We start from the raw sequence: 20,625 nt of genomic DNA on the forward strand, positions 1-20,625 counted from the left end.
GATGCTCCTAAAGGCCGGCAGGGCCGGAAGCTTCTATTTCAATGCTGAATTGACGGCTCCGATCAGTTTGATCCAGGCGTCACGCTCGGCCTGGCTAAGATCCTGGGCGGTATGGTCACGGGTCCAGCGAACGTAAGCCTTTGCGAGCTTGTATTTTGAAAAATTGGCGCCGCCCTTTGCTAACAGCAGGTCGACCAAGGGCTTTTCCGGCGTGGCCGCTGCTTCGGCTGTCACGTCGATGCCAAGCTCTTTTGCCGCAAGGGGTATTAGCACGTCGCGCAGCAGGTCTTCGATCTCGGCCTTCGGTCTGGGTGGAACGGTGAAGTCCATCGTCCGGAGAATGCGCTTGGCGCCGAGGCGATGCACCAGCACCTCCTGCTTTGCGGCCTGGTCGCCGGCGTTGTCGGAATCGAGAAGAGCCGCGACCTTCAAATTGTGGGCGATCAGGATCGTCGCGAAATAGACGACCTTGCTCGCGGTGTTGGCCGAGATCAGGGCGATCTTGTCGTTAAGATCCGCGACGCCGCCAACCCGCAACATTTCCGATGTGGCCTCGAGATACCAGAAGTCGGTCAGGCCTTCGAGGATCAGGTTGCGTTGCTGCGCAAACAGGCTCTGCGCAAGATCGTAGCCCAATGCCTCTTGCAGCGGCAGCAGGGCGGCTGGATCCGCCGCTGTGATTGTTGTGTGCACCTTGGTGCCGACCTTCCGGTCCGCCATCTCGACGACCCGTACAAGATCGAGCTCATTCGGGCCGACCAAGAAGGGCGAGTGCGTCGTATAGACTGTTTGGTTGGATTCCGAGAGCATGGAAATCGTGTTGCGGAAATCACGCTGCTTCAGCGCGTGCAGGCTCATGCCCGGCTCGTCAAGCAGCAGAATGGCGTTCGCATGCTTGTCCTCGGTCTCGGAGAAAAAGACCACGAAGAACGAGACCAGCCACTGGAAACCCTCCGATCGCTGATCCAGCTCGATCTCAACGCCCAAGCCATCCTCGACCACGACCTTGAGGTATTGACCGTCGGCGGTGATCCTAAGGCGGCTGGCTTCCGCCCGCTCCGGGTTAGGGTTCCAGACTTTGACTATTTGATCCGTCAGGCGAACACTCGCAGCGTTCAGCTGGTAAGCGCGATTGTCGAGCTGGTCCCGGTACTTCTTCTGGGCGTCCGTGTCCTTGGCGCCTGGTTCGGCCGCCTTACCGAGGTCTGACAGTTCTCGCGCCGTGAAGCCTAGGAGCTTGAGGAGACATTGGTTTCCGTAATCGTACTGGGCGTCGTCGAGCAGGTTTTGCTCGACGCGGGTCGCGAGGTGATCAAGGTGGATCAGCGGGCGCACGCGGAAGTAATTGCTGAACAGGACGAACACCGGCAGCTTCGTTCGGAGCGCCGTCCGGGTGGTCTTTAGCCGATCGGCATATTTGCAGTGGCCAAGCAGCCTGGTGTAGCGATCTTCCTCCTTCTCATCGTCTTCATCGACGAGCGGGTAGTGCTTTTCGAGCCAGTCGATCAGCTTCGTAGCAACCTCACCTTGGATGTAATAGTTTTTGTCCTTGTAGCCCGCCAGAATGCCTTCGAGCTCTTTGCTGGGCTGGGGTTCGCCGTCCTTCTGCCGACTATCGACGTGCGCTGCAAGGCGGGCGAGGTCTTTTTTTAGGTCCTCGATGGTCGGCTTCTCGGGAACACCCTGAAGTTCATGCCCCCATGAGTTGTCCAGGTTTCGCCAGCAGACATAAGTGGCCGAGTGAAACTCGGACTCGATCGCTTTTTTGTCGTCATCTTCGAGTTCGAAATGTGCGACGGCAACTTTGATGTCTTCGGGCTTGAGCCGCTTGGAAGTGATGTCGTTATAGTCGCCGCGGGGGTAATCACGGAGAGCGTCGAAGCCAGGGACACCTGCCGGTGGGTTGATCTGCTGAAGGGCCTTTAGCAGTGCTGACTTGCCGGCCTCATTCGGCCCAACGAGGATTGTCTTGTTGGGCTCCAACTCAATAGAGCCGGAATCCTTCACGCTGCGATAGTTTGTAATTCGCGCTTTCTTTAGTCTCATCAGCCCCTCCCCTGTACGCAGAGGATTGTATACGACGTGCTTTTTTCAAAGAGAATGGCCGCTCGCTCGATAGCCGGTGAATAACGAATTGTATGTTGTGGATCGGTCACCGGCCGGGGAAGTTGGCAATTGACATCCTGCTCCCGCATCTTCGTCCAAAAGGCCCCTATTCCATGCGCGGGCCGAGATTTCGTACCCGCGTAGAATCCTGTTCCAAAATGCCATTTTGCAATTGATGCGACCGCCGCCGGTTACGCTTTGCTGCCGCATGCGGTAACGATGATGTCGCGGTCGTGGAAGGAGTATTCCAGTTCCGGCAGCCCCTCATAAAGGCTCTTGAGGCGGGCGCGTAGAGTTCGGCAGTCCGTTGACGCCGGCGGCCGGGGAAATGACAAAATCGTACAGGCCGGGGCAGACCGCTCCTCGTTCAGGACAGTATGGAATTATCGGAACGAGAGGCTAGCCGGTGTCAGGATTTGCTTGATGGTATGCTTCACGGCCTCGGGAAGCTCGACCGCATCGATAACATCGAGAATCGGAACTGCCCTACTTCCCTGATATCTTGCGTGCCGGGCTTCCCCTAGCAGGAAGAAGCCCGCGTTGCTTTTCCTGTCGAAATCCGTCTCGGCGACGGCGAACTGATTGCCTATCCAAACAATCTCGCCGGAATAGATGCGCGGACGGGTGACTGTTGCGAGCAGTTGATCCGGATCGGTCAGATTTTTCATCAATGCTCGGATGGCGGCGCCACCTTGAACCCAGCTCAGCCAAAAGTCAGGCAGGGCTTCCACGAGGCCCGCAATATGTACCGACAGTCGCTCGAGGCTGTCCATAGCCTCATCATCGCCCAGGGTTAGCCATGGATGGGCCGCAGCGAGACGTGTCGCGGCAAAATTGAACCAGGTCCCTGCCTCTGGCTTGTTGATGAGATCTGCGATCCAGAGCGTCATCGCAGCCGTCAGGTCCGACGACTGCATAAGCGCGGGTGCCTCTGGATGAGCCTCCACGTAGAGATCAAGAAGCGGGCGGCTTCCGTTTCCGAAGAATAACGCATGAAATAGTCTTGCACTGGCGCTGTCGACTCTCGCCTTGTCCATGCCTTCGCGCCGTCTCGCGATACCCAAAAGCAGAGCAACTGTACGGATGTCGGCAGCAAGGCGTGGCGGAGGCCTGCTTTCGAGGAATGCCATCGACGACATGGATGACACAGCTCTATCGATCAGCCGCGCGAGTTTCTCGACTTGCGTTGGTTCGAGCGGCTTGGCAGGTGCCCGTGGTTCTTTCGGCTCCGGCGGGTTCCCGTCCGGATTGTCGGTTGAATTGTCTGATGGATCTCCGTTGCGCGGGCCGACCCCGCCGAGTCTGAAATAGTCATTCATCAGACTCCATTCGTCGGTCGTGAGGTATCCCCCACCCGAAACCGGCGCATAGCTGCGCCGGCCAAACCCAGTCGAGAACACGTCTTCAAGATTGTAGTCTATCGCCGAAGCGCCCTTCGCGCCTCGCGTGCCGGCCCAAGGTACCGGGCTCTTGTAGTGCTCGACGACAAGCGTAAAGATGTCGATGAGGCCTTCGGAGCTGATCGTTCCCTCGTTTCCGGCAAGCCTCGTTTGAACGTCGAACTCTGGCCGACCAACACGGAGTTCAGCCTCGTGGTCGATCCACATCGGAGCGCTGCGGACCGCGCCAGCAGGCGTGTCGATTTCGACCCAAAGGCGGGTTCCGGGACCGGGAACAGACACACGAAAAGAGCCGGTCTCGTCAGCGACTGCAATTAGTGAACCTGTATGCAAAACAACCCTGATGTCGGACGGGGTATCGCCGCCGGCGAAGGCACAGCGCACGACCAACGAACCTGCGTCGAAGCTGGCTGAAAGCACTCGCACCGGAGGATTTTCGATTTCGTCCCAATCTGCATTAGGCGCGGTTTCTGGTAAGTCGGGAGGACTATCCGATATTTGGATGCCCGAAAGAAGCTCTTCGTATTCTGCGTTAGAAAGATGGGAAATCGCCATTAGCTCGGCGTTGCCGTTATCACTACGCAGCAATGCGGCGCGCGAGCAATTGGCGCTCCCGGCTAGTATCACCACGTGATCGGTGTAACGCGCCGCGTAAAGCTTGGCGTGAATCGTTTGCCGTTCCCCGGCGCCCGGCGCAATCCCAACAATACGTGCAGACGAGGGCAGTTTGGCCCCCGCCTTTGAAGAGAGCCCCTCCTTACCATGCTGGATTAGCACGCGCATGGGGACGCCGAGACGGGCTGCAAGTTCGTTCACCGCCGCCCCCTCGGGGTCGAAATAAGGGGCCATCATGTCGAACGAGGCTGGGGGTTCCTGGAACTGGGAAAGCATTCGATCCATGAGCGGAGTGTCCGCAGGTAGCTCGACCAGGCGATCGGGCTCAGGCAGGTCGGCTGCCCATGCTTCTGAGCGGAACGGGTCGAGGACTGTCGCACGCACGGCGTCGCTCGCCCCAGCCATGCCACAGACCTTTTCGAGGTAGTCACGGAAAGCGGCGATTGCCGGTCCGCCTTCACCTGGAAAGTTGAAATAGGTCCAGATCTCGCGATTGCTGCTCCATCCCCCATGGCCAAGGTTGCCGCTTCCGATAGCAAGTCGGGTGCCTTCCTCGCCTGCGAGGAAGATTGCTTTGGGATGGAAGCGCCGCCCGACTCCAAGATCGATCGGGACTACACGGTATGACCGACCAACGCGGTCAGCGATCACGCTTTGCCGATTAAAAGATGCGGCGGCACAGCCTGCATCGGCGAACACCGTGAGCCGCGGTGCGCCGCTCTTGCGCAACTGGTTCACCAGGATGGCTTGCGCAAACATGAAGTCGATGTTGTGGGTTAGGACCACGGCCGTCGTGGCGCGCTTACTCGCATCGACCAAGCGCTGGAGAACGTTGACCTCACCCATCAGCCGACCACATCTGCGGCGATCACGCCACCAGAGCCAATGTTGAGCATCCCTATGTCGCCAAGGATACGCATCGTATTCTGCAGACGGCTGCCAGAATAGTTGGGGCTGAAGTCAATATCCGTGGGAACGAGAACTGGACCTTCAGGATAGAAGCGCAGCGAACAGTCCTGATGGTTACCCATCTTTCGCATCGTATTGGCGATATGGCGCTGCGCGACGCACTCATCGCAGATAGCGCGGAGCACCGCCCCGAGTGTGCCAGTTCCGGCTGCCACCAGCTGGATCGCTCGTGCAGAGGGCGCCGACGCCCCGCTGCTTGCGCCTGGAACGACGCCGATGGATTGTGCGTCCCGCGCCTGCGTCACCAGAATTTCGAAGGCGCGGATTGCCTGGATGTGTGGTTCGAGATGAAAGTCGGCGGGACGCAACAGGCCGCCGCTAAACGCTCCAGGCTGCACAGTAAGTGCCGCGACGTCGACCGGTGAATTCCAGTGATCTGTGAGCGGCTCAGAAGCAACAGCGTGTGAGGACCAGATGGCGATCAACTGCGCGACCGACATGCTGCCGTCGTCCAGGAGCGTTCTCGTCATAGCCGCGAGGAGCAACTCAAGAGCAAAATGCACACGCCGGTGCCACTCGAAGCTCGCCCACTCAAGTTCTATACCGTCCGCACCCTCGAGTACTGCACGATCATAGTTTCGGGCGATCAGCTCGCTGGCACTGGCTGGCTCGACTTCGAGTTCTCGATGCAGCCATGAACGTGTATCGATCATCCGCTGATAGGCTTGAGCAACCAGCTTTGCCGCTATTGAGCTCCCCGGCACCCATGGCTGTTCAAACGCTTCTCGCAAGAGATCCACCTCGCGGCCAAAATCAGCAATTCTGGCGAGAGAGAAGGCTGAAACCGCTTCGCGCGCCGTGTCGTAGTCGAGGTCGCCGCCGTCGCGTAGCAAATCGACCAATCGAGAGCTTCCGAGCGCCTTGCTACGCTCTTGATACATGGCTGTGCCGCGCGCGGACAGGCCGAATGGCAGGCCACTTGATCCAGGACGAGATTCGACAAAACCGAGCGCGCTGGCAGGCCCGAAATACGTCGCGAGCACTGCGAGGTTCCCGACGTCGGGCATGCGCACGGTCTTGCCAGTGACAAGGGTGGCCATCTCGTCGAGATAGAAGTCCGACCCCATGGTACCTATCCGTGAGGCACCCTCATCGACGAACGTCGCTGCGAGCACAAGAAACCGAACCCGGTTTAGGTGGACGGCAAGCGCATCTTTGTCATGCCGCACGCGGCCGCCAGCACTCTCGTGAACAAAATATTGGCCGATCGCCCACGGAAGGACCGAAATGTATCGGGCACGAATTGAGATGGTCGTGAGCCCATTGGTCAGCGAGGCCTCGATATTTTGGTCGAGTGCTCGGATGCCTATAACATCGAGGCCCTTAGTCTCGCTGCTGAGACGCGCACCCCAAGCAATATTCATGTTCGATCCCCAATGAGTTCAATAACTGGGCTACGAAAAATCTGCAGCGCGCGCATGAAAGGGCAGTCGAAGCTTGGATAGAACATCTGCATCACAGTCGAACGCGAAATCAAAGCTTGGCTTCGACGTGATCCCGGATTGCCCTTTCGTGTTCGCGTACGAGTTCTTGGAAGCTCTCGAAGGCCGCGTAGAAGCGCATCTGTTCTTGCTCCAGCAGCTTCACAATCTTGGCAAGATCAAGCGGGCAACGTCCACCGAATCCGTAACGAACCCGCCCCGTAGACGCATTGACGGTGCGCGTTACGAACTGAGTCATCCCAACCACGAACCGCGGCGAGAAGCGATGATTGTAGGCGTGGCGGAAGTCCCCGGTGCCATCGCGAAAGGCACGTGCGCCAATGGCATCAAGCGCGCGCTTCAGCCGCTTGTAGCCTTTCCACGATTTGCCATAGCTGTCAGCAACGTGAGGATAGATCTCGCAGTCGAGCGGCAGGTCGTCGCGCCAAGTAGCTGGAAACTTTAGCATGTTCGCCTGGTGACACAGGTGAGCCGCGGCGAACGCAAAGCGCCCCTTCACAACATAGGGAAGGTTCACTGCGGTGGTTGCAAGCTTGTCGATGAATTCGCGGTTGGCCTCCAACTGACTCTGTTGCGTCAGCGGCTCGACAACAGTCGACCAAGCCGTCAGGCTGTGAACGTCGTTAGTAAATCCATTGACTGTATTGGCCAGTTCACGACCGAATTCGTCGAGCATCCACGAATACGCCATCCATTGGGCGTCCAGGGGGTTGGGCAAGCTCGACCAGTTGTAGGGCATATATCGGCCAGTGAATGGCGTAACCTTCAAAGATTGCCGGTATTGTCGATAGAGCACGATCCCCATTAAACAACTTCTACTCGACAGCTTCTAAAACGCCATATCTGTCAACGTCATTTCTGACGGATTGCACTAGTATTTTTCGACGCAGGGATTGGGTCGATGGGTGTTCACGGCTATGACATTTCCATGGTGAACCAACGCGGTAGCGGACCATCCACTGGGCTGACAGAAGGTGTCGGGCCGGCCGCCGGAAAAAAAGATATGAATAAGCTCGTGCCATCAACCGGAGGATTGATCGGCATCAACCTGGATTCAGAAACGGCCGGACGACGGGCGATCGCCGGCTTCCTCCTTCAGATTCTGCGGAGCATCAAGCTTGGTCTGGACATGACCCTGACCCTGTCGCCGCTAGCCGACGGCACACAAATGGTCCTCCACCTTGAGCCAGCTGAGGGCAGCGATCATCAGGTCGTTGGCGGTGCGAGTGACATCGTCGAGCAGGTAAAGATGCGCGCCAGCCGTCGCAAATGGACAAGTGGTGAAATCGCGTCGAAAGTCTTTCCAGATCTGCTCAAGGCCGTGAAACTGGCTGCCGACCAGCAGTTTCGCTTCGTGACAAATAACGCTGAGGGCCTCGCGCCGCTCCAAGCGTATATCGCCTCCCGAGGTAAAAGCTCGGAGCGACAGCATCGCTGGGGCAACGCTCGTCTCACAACCATCGCGTTCGAACAGCGGTTGGCAGAGGCCGCCGGTCTTATCAAAGTCAATGCCGAGCTGCGACACCTGCTCGACCGATTTGAGATCGAGATCATTGCCGCCGACGTTACTCAGGATGCAATCGACAAGGCCCTAACACCACTGCTGAGGAAAGACGAGGTCGCCAGTGACAAGCGTTTCCAGCTGCTTGGGCAGTTAATGACGCTCGCAACCGATGGCGCGAAGCTGACACCTGCGGAACTGCTCACCCTGATTAATCCGCAGGCCCATCGCCTGCTCGCTCATATTCAGTCCTTGCCAGCTCTTCTCGCCCGCCACGTAGACGAGGACGCCCAGTTGATTGGCTACGTGCCTTCTCAACAAGCTCGTCTAGCACTTCCCAAACTGGTCTCCAACTTTGCGATCCTCTCCGGTGAATCCGGACAGGGAAAAACCTGGACACTCGCCCAACTCGCGTTCGACCAGATCGCGCGTGGCGAACTCGCCATTGTGATGCGTTCGCCCACCAAGATTGAAGACGTTGTCAACTGTATCAGCGAACGGATTTGGCAACCGGCGCATCCGGACCGCGGGACGATCGCGGTCGTCGCAAAGGTTCTAGGGGACGCGTTTCGCGACGAAAACGGTAACTGGCTAACCGTCTACATTGACGATGTTCAGGATCGCGAGTTCGCGCAGAGGCTGGCTCGATCGAAGTGGGATGAATACGGCGTCCGCATCGTAGTCTCCGCACAGCCGCGCATCACAAACGTGATCCGGTCGATCCGTGAGGGAGTCCAGATCATCGAAATCGGCAATTTTCGCAGTGCGGATCTACACCGCTTTTTGAGGCACCACGACCTTGCAGAAGCGTTGGAGACGATGCCGGACGACGTCTTCGAGTTGCTCCTGAAGCCGGTCCACGCGAGCATCTTCGTGCAGCTACCAAAACGAGCATCCTGGGCCGGCGTTTCTGAATATGAACTCTTCAGCGCCTACTGGGAGTATGCAAGTCTGCGAGCACGTGAGCAGTCTGATCATCCAACCGACAAATATGCGTTGCGGTCGCTCGCTGCTCGGCTTCTAACCGGAAAGGGCTACTATCCTTGGCGCGTCACTGACCTCCATGCGGTGAACCTCGACGATCACGCGGTACTGAGGCTTGAACAGGTTGGGCTGCTTCGCCGGCCAGTGCCCGATCGCTTCCTGTTTGCTGCAGACCGGATGCTGAACTGGGCGATCGCGGAGTCGTTGGCGGACAATATTCAGGAGGACGAGCTTTCAGCCGAGCAAGCTGAAGCGCTTTTCGCCTCCATCGACGGGCTCCAGACAAAGAAGAAAGAACCGATTGGATCGCGTCTCGGCTATGTCTATTTCGACGCGCTTTGGCTGCTCGCGCGTCAATCTGAGCCCGAATTCGTTGCCGACCTCATCCAGGAACATGTCGCACGGCTTCCTGAGGATACCCACTCAGAAGACCAATGGCGGAACGGCTACGGCAGTCTCGGAGGTGCGATACTATCCGCGCTGGAGGTTCTTACGCTTGGTACGTTTGACGAGCGGGACTTGGGCATTTTACGCAACGTCCCGCACGCCCTCGCGGCCGTTGCGGCATCCGACCCTGGGCCGGTTGGCGACCTGATCGCCCGCCAGGTCGCGTCTCCAAATGAGGTGGCGGTGGACATAGGGCTGCGTGCAGCCTGCTTGGTGCAAGCGCCAGCCGCGCTGACCGCCATTTGGGATGAGCATCTCAAACGCGCTCTCGCCTATGAGCAGGCGAGGTTAGCTTCGGACGTCGACACCCGCTCGCAGGCAATCTTCGCGCAGCAATTGAGCTCGGAGGCGCTTCACGTAGCCATAAGCGCGAACCCAGGTTGGCTAGACCCCAAGCTTGCTACCGAGACCAACGAGATCGCGGTCAGTCAACTGCTCTGGATGCTCAAGGATGAGAAGACAGTCGATAGCGACCTCGCCGCCGAAATTTGGGAGAGGCACCGTGAACGTATCGTGGCGCTTATGCCAACTCCCAGCGCCGCGCTTATCGAAGCGATCGGTCATTTTCAAGAAGCGTCACTCCTTCCGATGCTGGATGCCGCCCCGAGCTCAGGAGAGTGGACGCATGCTCGCGTCTTACGAAGCCGCGCCCGTGTTGCACCGCACGAGGCAATTCGCCAGATCGCGGAAGGCACCGACAGCTACGGATGGGGGGCGGCGAACTGGTGGTTTGACGAACTGGCGGCGGTGGATCCCGATGGTCTTGCGGCCGCAATTCGCGCACGCGCCCACGCCGGTGACGACCCGCTCACGGATACCGTCTTGTACTATGGCTTCAATCCCGAGGCGATGGATGCGCGGACCCTTGATGAGGTGCTCGACGCCTTCGCCGAAAAGCTCCGCGTGTTTAGTGAAAGCAATGCGAACACCGATGCTCATGAAGGGCGCCTGCACCACCCCTTGAATTTCCTGCCGCGCCTTAGCGAGCGCTGGCAGTTTGAAGCCCTGCGCAGGCGCTCAGGTACAAAGCTGGAGAAGGAGCTTGTGCAGTTCGCCGCCGCACGGCGGGGCCGTATCTCGATGACTCGCGATAACACGGGCAATGAGTGTGAGCGTATCCTCGCAATGATCGGTGGGTCCGGTTATGACGATCTGGTCCTTGCTGAACTCAGTCGACCAAACGTCTTTGGTCGCCAGGACGGGTTCATCGCCGCGCGCTGGACAAACGATGACCGGGTCGCGGCGGCGCTCGCAAAGTCGCCCGGTGATCCTGAGAATCAGACCTTTGATCAGGTCGTGCGGATGGAAGCACTGGCCGTGCACTGTTGCGACGAGCAGCTCGAAGCGATGGTTCGTGCCGGCACCCCGATTTACGTCAACGCAGTGGGGATGCGCTGTTCGATCGATCGCGACATGTCGGGCTTGCGTACTCGCATTGCTGATCTGCTAGCATCGGGCGACATCGAGTCACTCGACATAGCGGCTGCTCTCACCGGCTTCCTCGGGGGGGCCGAGGAGGCGCAGCCTCTGGTGGCAATCTATCTGGCGCCAGCGACAAAGCAGCAGACTCGGCACCGGACTCTGGCTTCGTTCCGCGCGCTTCACTTTTACACCCCTGAGCTACTCCCTATCGCTCGAGACATGATTGCGGAACGGATCGACGACGAGGCCCAGTTCGTAGCAACGTATTTGGCCGAGGTCGGCGACGATGGCGCGAGACAGGCCGTGATCGATTGGTTGTCGAGCCAAGACCTCGGTAGCGCTTCCGCGTCGCGAAGGAGGTATCTGACGGCACTCGTCGAACATCCCAGCGGCAAAGCGGCAGTGGTGGAGTACCTTCAACGATCCCGCGCGAATGGTCATCTCGTGGTGGATGGCGGTCAGCTGCGGCTGCTTGCCGAGGCCGGCGACGGCTGGGCCCAAGAACAGTTGGTGCGCGCGAGCTATCGCTATTCTGGTTTCGACCGAGGGAATGTAATCGCGGCGATCGACTATCTGCGGAAAGAAGAACCTGACGAGGCCTACTTCGCTGCACAGCGCCTGCTCAGTCGCCATGCGGTCGCCGTAGCGGGCGACCTCATGCTTGAAATTAATCCCGATCGGGCCGGCCCCGAGTTGATCGAGCGTTATCGGCATGCAAAACCGTCGCTGCGCCTCCAGCTCGAGCGCAGACTGCGTGCGCACTTGGGAGGCAATGTTTTGGCGGCGTTGGTGACGCCTCTCGCGAGCGCCTTGCCGGCGGCCGACCGCAAAACAGCCGCACAGTTAGCGGCTGTGGTTCCCCCTGGCGAAGCTCTGCCCTGGCTTGACCGACTGGCGAGAGACTCGTCGCCCGCTGTGCAGCAAGCCGCCCGAATGGCGCTTCGTCAACGTCGCCTCGAGACGACAGCGATGGCTCACCGTGATCTTCTGCTTTCGTCCCCCAAGCCCCTTCAGTGGGCCAGGCTTTTGACCATACTTGAACTTGTCGATCCTTTCTATCTCTGGGCTCGTGACGATCCCGCAAATCTGAGCGAAGTCTTCGACGCGCTTCCATTCGAATTCCTCCACGAGGGACGCCAACTTGGAAAGAAGCAGCTGAAGCGCCGAGAAGACGCAGCCGCGAAAGCTGACAAGGATCATTGAGATTTCCGGAACTGCGATGACCCAGTTCTGTGTCGCAAGGCCGCAGGGATGGGCTAAGACCACCGGCCGCCTTGAATCAAAAAGGGGCAGACGGCCATTTGGGCAGCCAATTCGAAATTAGAGCCTAGCGCACCCTCGAAGTAGTTGATCCGCAAGGGAATTAGTGCAGTTTTGGCAGATTGATTTGATCCGGCCTAAGACATCGAAGACGGGGTGCGGGATTATGAGCTACGACCTCAGTGCACTTGGTTGGAAGGCATTCCAGGACTTAGCTGCTGCCGTAGCCGCGGAGATATTGAAGCGGCCCGTACAAACGTTTCTCGGATCGAATGACGGCGGACGCGACGCCGCGTTCTTAGGGCGCTGGGAAGACTCGGACGGTGCCACCTCCAAGTCAACAATCCAATGCAAGTTTCTTGGAAAGCCGGGAGCAAACCTAGCTCTGTCCGATTTAAAAGACGAACTGCCCAAAGCGGAAAAGCTTGCGGCTGATGGCCTCGCGGAAGACTACATCATCCTGACCAACGCCGGCGTTTCCGGTGATGCCGACGCTCAGATCTGCGCGGCATTTGAAGGTGCGGGCGTCAAGAGATGCCGCACATTCGGCGGAACATGGATTATCCAGCAGCTGACCGAGAACCCCAAGCTGCGCATGCTGGTGCCCCGCGTCTACGGCATCGGCGACTTGTCCCACATCATAACCGGTCATGGTTACAAGCAGGCCAAGGCCATTCTGGAATCGATGGGGTCCGACCTCAGCTGCTTCGTGCCGACGGACGCCTACCGGTCGGCAGTGAAAGCATTGCAGGAACACGGCTTTGTAATTCTATTGGGCGACCCCGCCTCCGGCAAATCCACGATCGCGGCAATTTTGGCGCTCGGCGCCATCGATGACGGCTGCCTGGGCGCCTTGAAGATCAACTCACCGGATCAGCTTAACCTGTGGCACCCGGGGGAGAGGCAGTTCCTCTGGGTCGACGATGCGTTTGGTCCCAATCACTTCGACGCTTCTCGGATGAGCCGCTGGAATGCCGAACTTGGTACCCTGCGCGCCGCTGTCGAAGGTGGCGCGCGTATCGTCTTCACCTCCCGCAACTACATCTGGGAGGCCGCCAAACCCCACTTGAAAACAAGTTCCTTCTCTCTGCTCAAGGAAAGCCAAGTGGTTGTCAACGTCCATGCGCTCTCCGACGAGGAGCGAGCTCAGATGCTGTACAATCACGTTCGCCGCGCCCAGCCCCAGCAGATACGCCATCGCCTGAAGCCATTCCTCCCCGCCATCGCCGTCAGCAAAGCGTTTTTGCCGGAAACTGCTCGCCGGCTTGGCGATCCGCTCTTCACCAAGAACCTCATCATCGGCGAGGAACGTCTAACGCGCCTAGTGGAGCACCCGGTTGAGTTCCTGACCGAGGTGCTGGCGCAGCTGGACGACGCGTCCCGCGCCGCAGTCGCCCTCATCTTCCTGAATTCGCAAGCCGGAGTACCCTCCCCTATCACCGCGAGTCCAGCTCTCGAAATGGTCACTCGTCTCGTGGGCGTAAAGCCCGCCGATCTGGCTCGTGCGATGCAGCATCTCAACGACAGTTTGACCCGACTAATATCGGAGGATGATGGCAACCGGTGGGTGTTCCGCCATCCAACGATTACCGACGCCTTCGCCACCCTCGTCGCAGCCTCGCCCGAACTGGTAGAGCTTTATGCTCACGGCGCTAAACTCGACCGCCTGCTCGGTGAAGTCGCGTGTAATTCAAAGGCAGCAGAAGACGGGCGGATCCGGGTCCCTCCCGCTCTCTACCCGGGGCTCATCGAGCGGCTGAAGGCCAGCCCTTTGGATGAATCGTTGAAGTCTTTCCTAGGCGCACGCTGTGAAAGAGCCTTTCTCGCCATGGTACTGGAGGCCCGGCCAGACATTTTGGAGTGGGCCGCACGGGCGCCTGCGAGCGGTCAGGCGCTTGGCGGAAAACTCCTGATCGCCGCCCTGGCGTCGTGGGGCCTTCTGCCGGAAGAAGTGCGCCAGAAAATGGTGGCGGACATCCGCGAGCAATCGATCACTTGGCTGGACGCCAAGCCGCTGACGGACACATTGCTCCGACAGATATTCAAGGATGCTGAGTTCGCCGACTACGCCGAGGCGTTTCGTAAGGAATGGCTCTCAGACATTCCCAGCGTATTCGGTGAATTTAGTCGATTTTCCTCCGAGGACGCGCCGGGCATGTACAAGGAATTCAAGGAAAATCTGAAGGTCGCGCAGGCCTACTTTGAGCTGAAAAGCGACGACTCTTTTGACGAACTTTACGCCGAGATCGACGTCCACATCGAAGAACTTGAGTCCCTACAATCGGCTCCTGATAGCTCGGCCTGGAGCCCCACCTCGATGGAGAAATCGGCAGTACTGCCCTCTGACGGACCTGGCTTAATTTTCCACGACGTCGACGGCTAGGCGGTCAGTTTTCCGGATCGGGTTTCGCAGGACCCGTGATCGCAATCGAGCGTATTGGTAACGATGCGTTGCCTTCTGGTTAAGGAGCATTCGTCAATGTCCGACGACTGTGGCAATGGCTGAGCGGCGATCAATGCTCACGCAGCAGGCATCTACCGCCAAGCCGCATTTCCTTGACGATCTAGCACGGGAAGAATGGGTTAGCCGTCAATTTTCAGAACTGGTCCGCCGTAAAATATCGTCGGTACTGACATTCCACAATTGAGCTTTCGAGAGGATGAGCCGGCGAGCCAAACTTTCAACGTTGAAAACCTCATACGGGCCAAGGAATTCAGAGGAATCGCTGAATCCATGTGCCGTCATGAAATTTCGAATGAAGCTACTGATGTGGAGTGCGTCGGGGATTGTCAATTCGACATCACGAACAACTTGACCGTCGCTATACGGAGCCGGCGCCCCAAGCGTTGGCTTGATCCTATCTTCCGACCTGGATATCTCGCCCCTCACGATCCAATTCACCTTTTGGTCAACGTCTATCCCCGCCTCCTGGAGTCTATCCAAAATATCTTTCAACACGGCAGGGTTCCACTCGCCCGCCAGAAACCGCGCTTTAGCTGCGCTAGACTTCACTTGGAGTTTGATCTCTTCAATCGCTGAGAAGGCAAGATTGATTGCTATCGAGGTGTTTACGTGAGCTGAGTGGAGCTGGGAGCGCTTGTCGAAGATCTGGCCATACCTAGGGTGGGTTGACCACCATGTGATGCTCTCCGTTTCGAAGCTTCGCGATAGTTTGTGGATCGCATACACCAGACGTCTGTCCTGCCACGCAGTTGCAGCCAGCGCCACTGCAAGCGGGAAGTCGGGATCATGGCTGAATTGCTCAAAGAAACCATGACTCCGAAACACATCGCAGAAAACGCCTGTTTGTTCAGATGGATCGTCAGGCAGTTCAAAACCTCGGCGGAATGGGGCGTCTTGCTTGTAATTTCCTTCGATAACGTCGTTCGCCGCACGAACCAGCCCAATGATGTTGTTGGCCGTCGTCTCGTCCGAATCGATGACCATTAGTTGGCCGGCTATAGAGCCGGTCGGCCGCATAGTGAGCGCGTCAGGATGCGAGATTTCCGTCACCCCATTTTTGTAGAACCAAAATCGTTCTGACGGGTCGGCAATAAAGCGAATTTTCCAGCCCGCAGCCGAGCACATAAAATCGACTGCCTCAACGTGAGTGGGATTGAATATGAGGAAAGTGCAGTACGACGTCATCCTATTCCTACTCAGTGAAGCCGGGCAAATTCTTCAAACGGACTATGATGAGACGTCCGGCAGGATCCTTCCTCGCGCATCTCTCGCAGAAGGTCATGCCCCTTGACGAGGAACGAACGTCCAGAGCGAGAGTGTACCCCTCTTGCCTTGCCATTCCCGCCCCGCCCTAGTGAATCCGGACCGCTCAAGATTGTTTCTCATGGTGTTGCTGTCGGTCGTGGCATAGGCAGGCTCGCGGAGCTCTTTGAGGATAGCCTCGACGAGGCCGCCGGAGAGCCGTTTGCCCTGCATCTCTTTGGCGATCACAACATATCCCAACTCCGGCGCAGTTTCGTAGCCTGCGATCGGAGCCGCCGCTGCGGCGAACGTATTTACCCGGTATCCGGAGTGGGGGTTTTTTAGCGTGGCGACGCCGACGATGCGGTCAGTCGCCTTGACGCGGAGTAGCGCCAGCGTCCGTGTCCGCCCCAGTCGCGCACCAATTTGATCCGGGGTGCCTTTGACGGCGCCACCCTTAATCACGAGTTGGGTCAGCGACAGTCGGGCCTCCGAGTTGAGATCGCGGAAGACGCCGCACCACAGGTAAGTCTCGTTTTCGTCCATAAAGAACGCTCGGCGAGTAAGAGGGTAATCCAGCCCTATGTTGGGCCCTCAATGGGCTTTGGCTGGTAGTAGATAGCATCGAGCATAGCAACACGGACATCCCACATCTCCATTTCCCATGTCGTGGGGCGCGGGGTCTTGTACCAAGGTGCCTGTTGGATGGGGTCGATCACCCGCTCCCAGTAGTTCTTCAACCCGATGGTGGTGGGCGCAGACGAGAGGGAGTAGCGAGACCTGCCGTGTTGCCACCGTTCACGCAGACGAAGAGGTCGGGGCGTTTCACTGCGAGGAGCCGGGTGGCCGCCAAGACGCGCGGTACGCGGGATTGCGAGAATGCAGCGGTGAATGCTGCACACATTTCGGACACGCAACTGCCGGCGGTTGCTACGCGCCCCGGACAGTCAATCCTCGATCTCTGGGTGGGCGTTTCGATGGTTGGAAGAAAACCCCGGCACGATGTCGCCGGCCAGCAGCTTCTCCTTCGACAGCAGGCCTGCATCCTCCAGTGCCTCGAATTCGGGCAGCTGGCGCAGCGTGTCGAGCCCGAACTGCGACAGGAAAGTCTTCGTCGTTACATAGGTGTATGGCGCGCCCGGCTGCGGCGAGCGCGGCCCCGAGGCGATGAGGTCCTGCCCCCGCAGCACGCCGATCAGGTCGCGCGACACCTCCTTGCCGAAAAAGCTAGACAGCTCGCCGCGCGTGATCGGCTGGAAATAGGCAATGCACATCAAAACCAGTGCCTCCGCCTGCGACAGTTCTTTTGCCCCCTCGCCCGCTGCCGTGCCGAAGGCGGCGCGGATGGCGTCGCCAAAAATTTTCTTGGTCCGGTGCTGCCAGCCGCCAGCGACCGCGACCAGTTCATAGGGGCGGCCGGCGAGCTCGGCGCGGATGTCGTCGATGACCAGCTCGATATTGCAATTCCTTCCCACCACCCGCGCGAGGACACTGCGTGTCACTGGTTCATTTGCCGCAAAGATCACCGCCTCCACCCGGCCCATCCACTCACGCCAGCGCAGTTCTGGCGGCAGGTGATCGAGCTCGGTGTCAAGCAGCGCCGGCTGATCGTTCGACTTGCGGCGGGCAGAGGCTTCGCTCATCGCTAGAGTCCAAACAGCCGGAAGGTGGGACGGTCGGAGAGCTCGCGCACGGCCTCCAGTTGCTGCAGCCGCTCGAACAGCCGCCGGGATGCAAAGCGCGACAGATTCTTCGTCGTCAGCGATCCAGAGACGGCGTCTTCGTTGAACAGCAGGAAGACCACCTCGCCGGCGCCTTTGGAGCGCAATTTCGGCGCCACCGCCAGGAGTTTTGCGGCGCGGCGCGACAACTCGGTGGCCAGCCGGCAGGCATCGGCCGCAGCGTGAACCAGCGCGACGCAGACCGCCCGCTCAAAATTCTTGTCCCCTGGCCGGATGCGTTTGCCGCCGCCGTCGGGGCGAAAAGCCGGACCAAAGGCCTGAGCCATCAGCAGCGGCAGGGGCTGCGGCCACCCCAGGCTTTGCGCCAGCACTAGGTCGGCGAGCCACCAACCAAAAAGCTCGGCATCGGGCCTCATGGCGACGACGTGAGCGACGATCGCCGCGGCGGCGAACGGCGCCGGTCGCTGCGACCGCGCCAGGTTTTCAATGTCCCTACAGAGGTCGGCGAGCGCCGCGCTCTCCCAATGGAACCCGAGCTGGTCGAGTATCTTTTCGAGCCGGTCAGGGGTAGCGACGGGCGGCTGTCCGGCCAACTGCCGCCAGGCGCCAAAGATGGTGCCCGCGGGTCCGGAGTCGGCCCCGGCTGGGCGCAGATACCAGGCGTCGCGCAAGGCGGCCGCGTCCTCGGCGCGGCCGGCGAGCCGCATGCTGGCGGCGGCGCAGCTCAGCGCCAGCCGCTGCCGCCAAACGCCGGCCCAGGCAGGCTGTGCGCGGGCGAGCGTGTCGAGGACACCCAGGGCGGCGCCGGCCCGGAAGGCGGCGGCGCCGTCGCTCGGCGCGCCGGCGCTTGTGATCGCCCAAGCCGGAACGGAGGGCGGCGCACCCGAGCTGGCGGTCGCGGGATCAAGGCGAATCATGATTTGGAGAGTAAAGTGCCGGTGCGCTTATGGCCATGACTTTTGTGCCAAAACGCACAGCCTGTCGTGCGTCAACAACGAATGATAATGTTGCATTATCAGTCGCTTAACTCTACTCTTTCCACTCGCAACAAGTTAGCTGGATAACATCACTCTTCGGGCACACCCGGACGACGGTTTGGTGCAGCCACTCACGTCAATCCGGACAGTCCCGTCTTCTCGTCGCGACTATCCCGGTACCCGGTGTTGGTCACGGCGACCTGCTTCCGAGCCACCTTTCGAATAGGCCGAGCTCGGATCACCAACTCTAAAGCTCCGCGTGATTGCCTATTCGATAAACCCTCCGTCAAGATTGCAGCGGCTAGGAGCCGCCGCAGCCAAACCGTCACAGCGCCCGCCCAATCGAACCTGAAATCATACCGGCCGGCGGACTTGCACGGGGGCCGTCAGTGGAGCAGGCGCGTGAAAGAGCACATGAAATAGGTGTATCGCCAATATTTTCGTATTGCTCTAATCGATTATAGTTGTGAAGCGCAATTTCAGCCCGTTTACTTGCCGCTCAAGTCACGCATAAAAGAAGGTAGCACCGATTCGGTAGCTTATCCCCTGTCTTTTGCGTACTCGCGGCCCGTGGCGCCGAGTGGACGATTGAAGATCGCCGGTCTCACTAGCGGGTGGGCACAAGCGCCTGGGGCCGGTTGGCAAGCCACAGGAGTAGGACAAATGTCGAAGGATTCGGGTAAGGGCGATCACGGCGGCGGGCCAGGCAAGATCGAGATCACGGTGGTGGTGAACGGCCAGCCCACGCAGGTCGAAGCCAATCCCAACCAGCCGCTTCACGTCGTTCGTGCCAAAGCCCTTGAGAACACGCAGAACGTCGCCCAGCCGGCCGAGAATTGGGAATTCAAGGATGAGGCCGGCAACCTGCTCGACGTGGACAAAAAAGTTGGCGATTTCGGTTTCGCGAACATTGTGACCCTGTTCCTCAGCCTGAAGGCGGGTGTAGCAGGTGCCTGAAATCCAGACTGTGGACCCTGCGGTCTCGCGAGCGAAATTCGATCGGCAGATCGGCTGGTTCCAAACGCAAGCGGGCGCTTACCGGGCTCAGGGTTGTTTCCTGATCGAGGCGAGATTCCCTACTGCCTTCTTCATCTTCGCACCGCCCAAGATAAGGCCACAGATAATCGGTGCAGCTGTCGAGATCGACTTCTCCAATTACGACCTCCGACCTCCGTCGGTAGTCTTCGTCGACCCCTTTACCCGCCGGCCGGTTGCCCGCAAGGATTTACTGCTAAGTATGCTCAGACGACCGCATCTACCCGGAACCCCACCGGGTATGATTTCGGTCCTCATGCAGCAGAAAGCTCTGTCGCTATCGGACTTCCTCCAGGCCAACAGTGCGGAACATACGCCATTCCTGTGCATGGCAGGCGTCCGGGAATACCACGACAATCCAGCCCATTCAGGTGACTCATGGCTTCTCCACCGGGGTTCTGGCGAAGGCTGTTTGGCCTTTATCCTGGACAAGATCATCAAGTACGGGACCGGCCCCGTGGAGCAGATACAGTATCAGTTCCAAATCTCAGTGGGAGCGATGGTAGTACCCCCATCCGCCATCCCGGAATGAGCGTTTTGATGGATGTAACGACCGTGACGCTCCCGCGCCACTGCATCTCGACTGTGCATGCGCATCTGCGCTCGGTTGGTCGCGAAGGCAATGAGGGGATGGCGCTCTGGGTCGGCGTTCAGCAAGACCAGCATTTTGCCGTAACAGAGACCGTTATCCCGGCGCAGCGTCACATTCGGACGGGCGATGGTGTTTGCGTGATGGTTCCGGCCGAGGAACTGCACCGGCTTAATGTCTGGCTCTACAATAGCGGCCTGAAACTCTTGGCCCAGATCCATAGCCATCCGGGCCGAGCCTACCATTCGACGACCGACGATGCTTATGCGGTTGCTACCACGGTTGGGTGTCTGTCGCTGGTAGTGCCGAATTTCGCCCGCGAGCCTTTCGATTTTGCTCGAGTCGCCGCCTATCGGCTCGACGGAAAAGCCAACTGGAATGCGCTCCCTTCCGCGGCACTGTCGCGAATGATCACAATAACGAGTTGAACAATGGCACTCGCTAACTTTATCGGCCGCGCCGCCACGGCGGCATCTAGGTCCTAGCCGAT

At 59.0% G+C, this 20,625-nt stretch carries 13 protein-coding genes; 5 read left to right on the forward strand and 8 right to left on the reverse strand.

What is annotated here, in order from left to right; all coding sequences use genetic code 11:
• Nucleotides 1-33 precede the first annotated feature (33 nt).
• The 4 genes from LB557_RS30415 to LB557_RS30430 all read right to left on the reverse strand — a co-directional run bounded on the left by LB557_RS30415 (nucleotide 34) and on the right by LB557_RS30430 (nucleotide 7,337).
• Complete coding sequence (locus tag LB557_RS30415) at nucleotides 34-2,046, reverse strand: AAA family ATPase (RefSeq protein WP_027033396.1); 2,013 nt, start codon at nucleotides 2,044-2,046, stop codon at nucleotides 34-36.
• 443 nt (nucleotides 2,047-2,489) lie between these two features.
• The gene (locus LB557_RS30420; RefSeq protein WP_027033395.1) at nucleotides 2,490-4,967 is read right to left on the reverse strand and encodes a hypothetical protein; all 2,478 of its coding nucleotides are present in this window, start codon (nucleotides 4,965-4,967) and stop codon (nucleotides 2,490-2,492) included.
• Nucleotides 4,967-6,454 (reverse strand): hypothetical protein, encoded by a 1,488-nt coding sequence (locus tag LB557_RS30425; protein WP_027033394.1) that lies wholly within the window; start codon nucleotides 6,452-6,454, stop codon nucleotides 4,967-4,969. Before LB557_RS30425 ends, LB557_RS30420 begins: the two co-directional genes overlap by 1 nt.
• A gap of 109 nt (nucleotides 6,455-6,563) precedes the next feature.
• A complete protein-coding gene (locus tag LB557_RS30430; protein ID WP_027033393.1) occupies nucleotides 6,564-7,337 on the reverse strand; it encodes a hypothetical protein in 774 nt (257 codons plus the stop codon).
• A 96-nt stretch (nucleotides 7,338-7,433) separates the two neighbouring features.
• On the opposite strand from LB557_RS30430, the gene LB557_RS30435 reads away from it, so the two are divergent.
• Nucleotides 7,434-12,089, forward strand: a complete 4,656-nt coding sequence (locus LB557_RS30435; protein WP_032925927.1) for a hypothetical protein — start codon at nucleotides 7,434-7,436, stop codon at nucleotides 12,087-12,089.
• A gap of 223 nt (nucleotides 12,090-12,312) precedes the next feature.
• Nucleotides 12,313-14,529: a hypothetical protein gene (locus LB557_RS30440; RefSeq protein ID WP_152536314.1), complete on the forward strand. Its 2,217-nt coding sequence runs from the start codon at nucleotides 12,313-12,315 to the stop codon at nucleotides 14,527-14,529.
• Nucleotides 14,530-14,736: 207 nt separating this feature from the next.
• On the opposite strand, the gene LB557_RS30445 is transcribed toward LB557_RS30440, so the two are convergent.
• From LB557_RS30445 to LB557_RS30460, 4 genes are all read right to left on the reverse strand, one after another.
• Nucleotides 14,737-15,795 carry a hypothetical protein gene (locus tag LB557_RS30445; RefSeq protein ID WP_027033391.1) on the reverse strand — a complete coding sequence of 353 codons (1,059 nt, stop codon included), beginning with the start codon at nucleotides 15,793-15,795 and terminating at the stop codon, nucleotides 14,737-14,739.
• 93 nt (nucleotides 15,796-15,888) lie between these two features.
• On the reverse strand, nucleotides 15,889-16,398 hold the full coding sequence (locus LB557_RS30450) for a hypothetical protein (RefSeq protein WP_027033390.1): 510 nt from the start codon (nucleotides 16,396-16,398) through the stop codon (nucleotides 15,889-15,891).
• Nucleotides 16,399-16,799: 401 nt separating this feature from the next.
• Entirely contained in the window at nucleotides 16,800-17,495 is a 696-nt protein-coding gene (gene scpB / locus LB557_RS30455) for an SMC-Scp complex subunit ScpB (protein WP_027033389.1), read from the reverse strand.
• 2 nt (nucleotides 17,496-17,497) lie between these two features.
• On the reverse strand, nucleotides 17,498-18,451 hold the full coding sequence (locus LB557_RS30460; RefSeq protein ID WP_027033388.1) for a DUF1403 family protein: 954 nt from the start codon (nucleotides 18,449-18,451) through the stop codon (nucleotides 17,498-17,500).
• 723 nt (nucleotides 18,452-19,174) lie between these two features.
• Here LB557_RS30460 and LB557_RS30465 point away from each other — a divergent pair.
• The 3 genes from LB557_RS30465 to LB557_RS30475 are packed head-to-tail and all read left to right on the forward strand — an operon-like array spanning nucleotide 19,175 to nucleotide 20,563.
• Nucleotides 19,175-19,468, forward strand: a complete 294-nt coding sequence (locus LB557_RS30465) for a DUF2604 domain-containing protein (RefSeq protein WP_027033387.1) — start codon at nucleotides 19,175-19,177, stop codon at nucleotides 19,466-19,468.
• Nucleotides 19,461-20,078, forward strand: coding sequence for a putative metal-binding protein (locus LB557_RS30470; protein WP_027033386.1), 618 nt, complete (start codon nucleotides 19,461-19,463; stop codon nucleotides 20,076-20,078). Before LB557_RS30465 ends, LB557_RS30470 begins: the two co-directional genes overlap by 8 nt.
• A gap of 8 nt (nucleotides 20,079-20,086) precedes the next feature.
• Entirely contained in the window at nucleotides 20,087-20,563 is a 477-nt protein-coding gene (locus LB557_RS30475; RefSeq protein ID WP_224713146.1) for a Mov34/MPN/PAD-1 family protein, read from the forward strand.
• Nucleotides 20,564-20,625: the final 62 nt, after the last annotated feature.

The organism is Mesorhizobium sp. BR115XR7A (assembly GCF_020165315.1).
GTDB classification, from domain to species: domain Bacteria; phylum Pseudomonadota; class Alphaproteobacteria; order Rhizobiales; family Rhizobiaceae; genus Mesorhizobium; species Mesorhizobium australicum.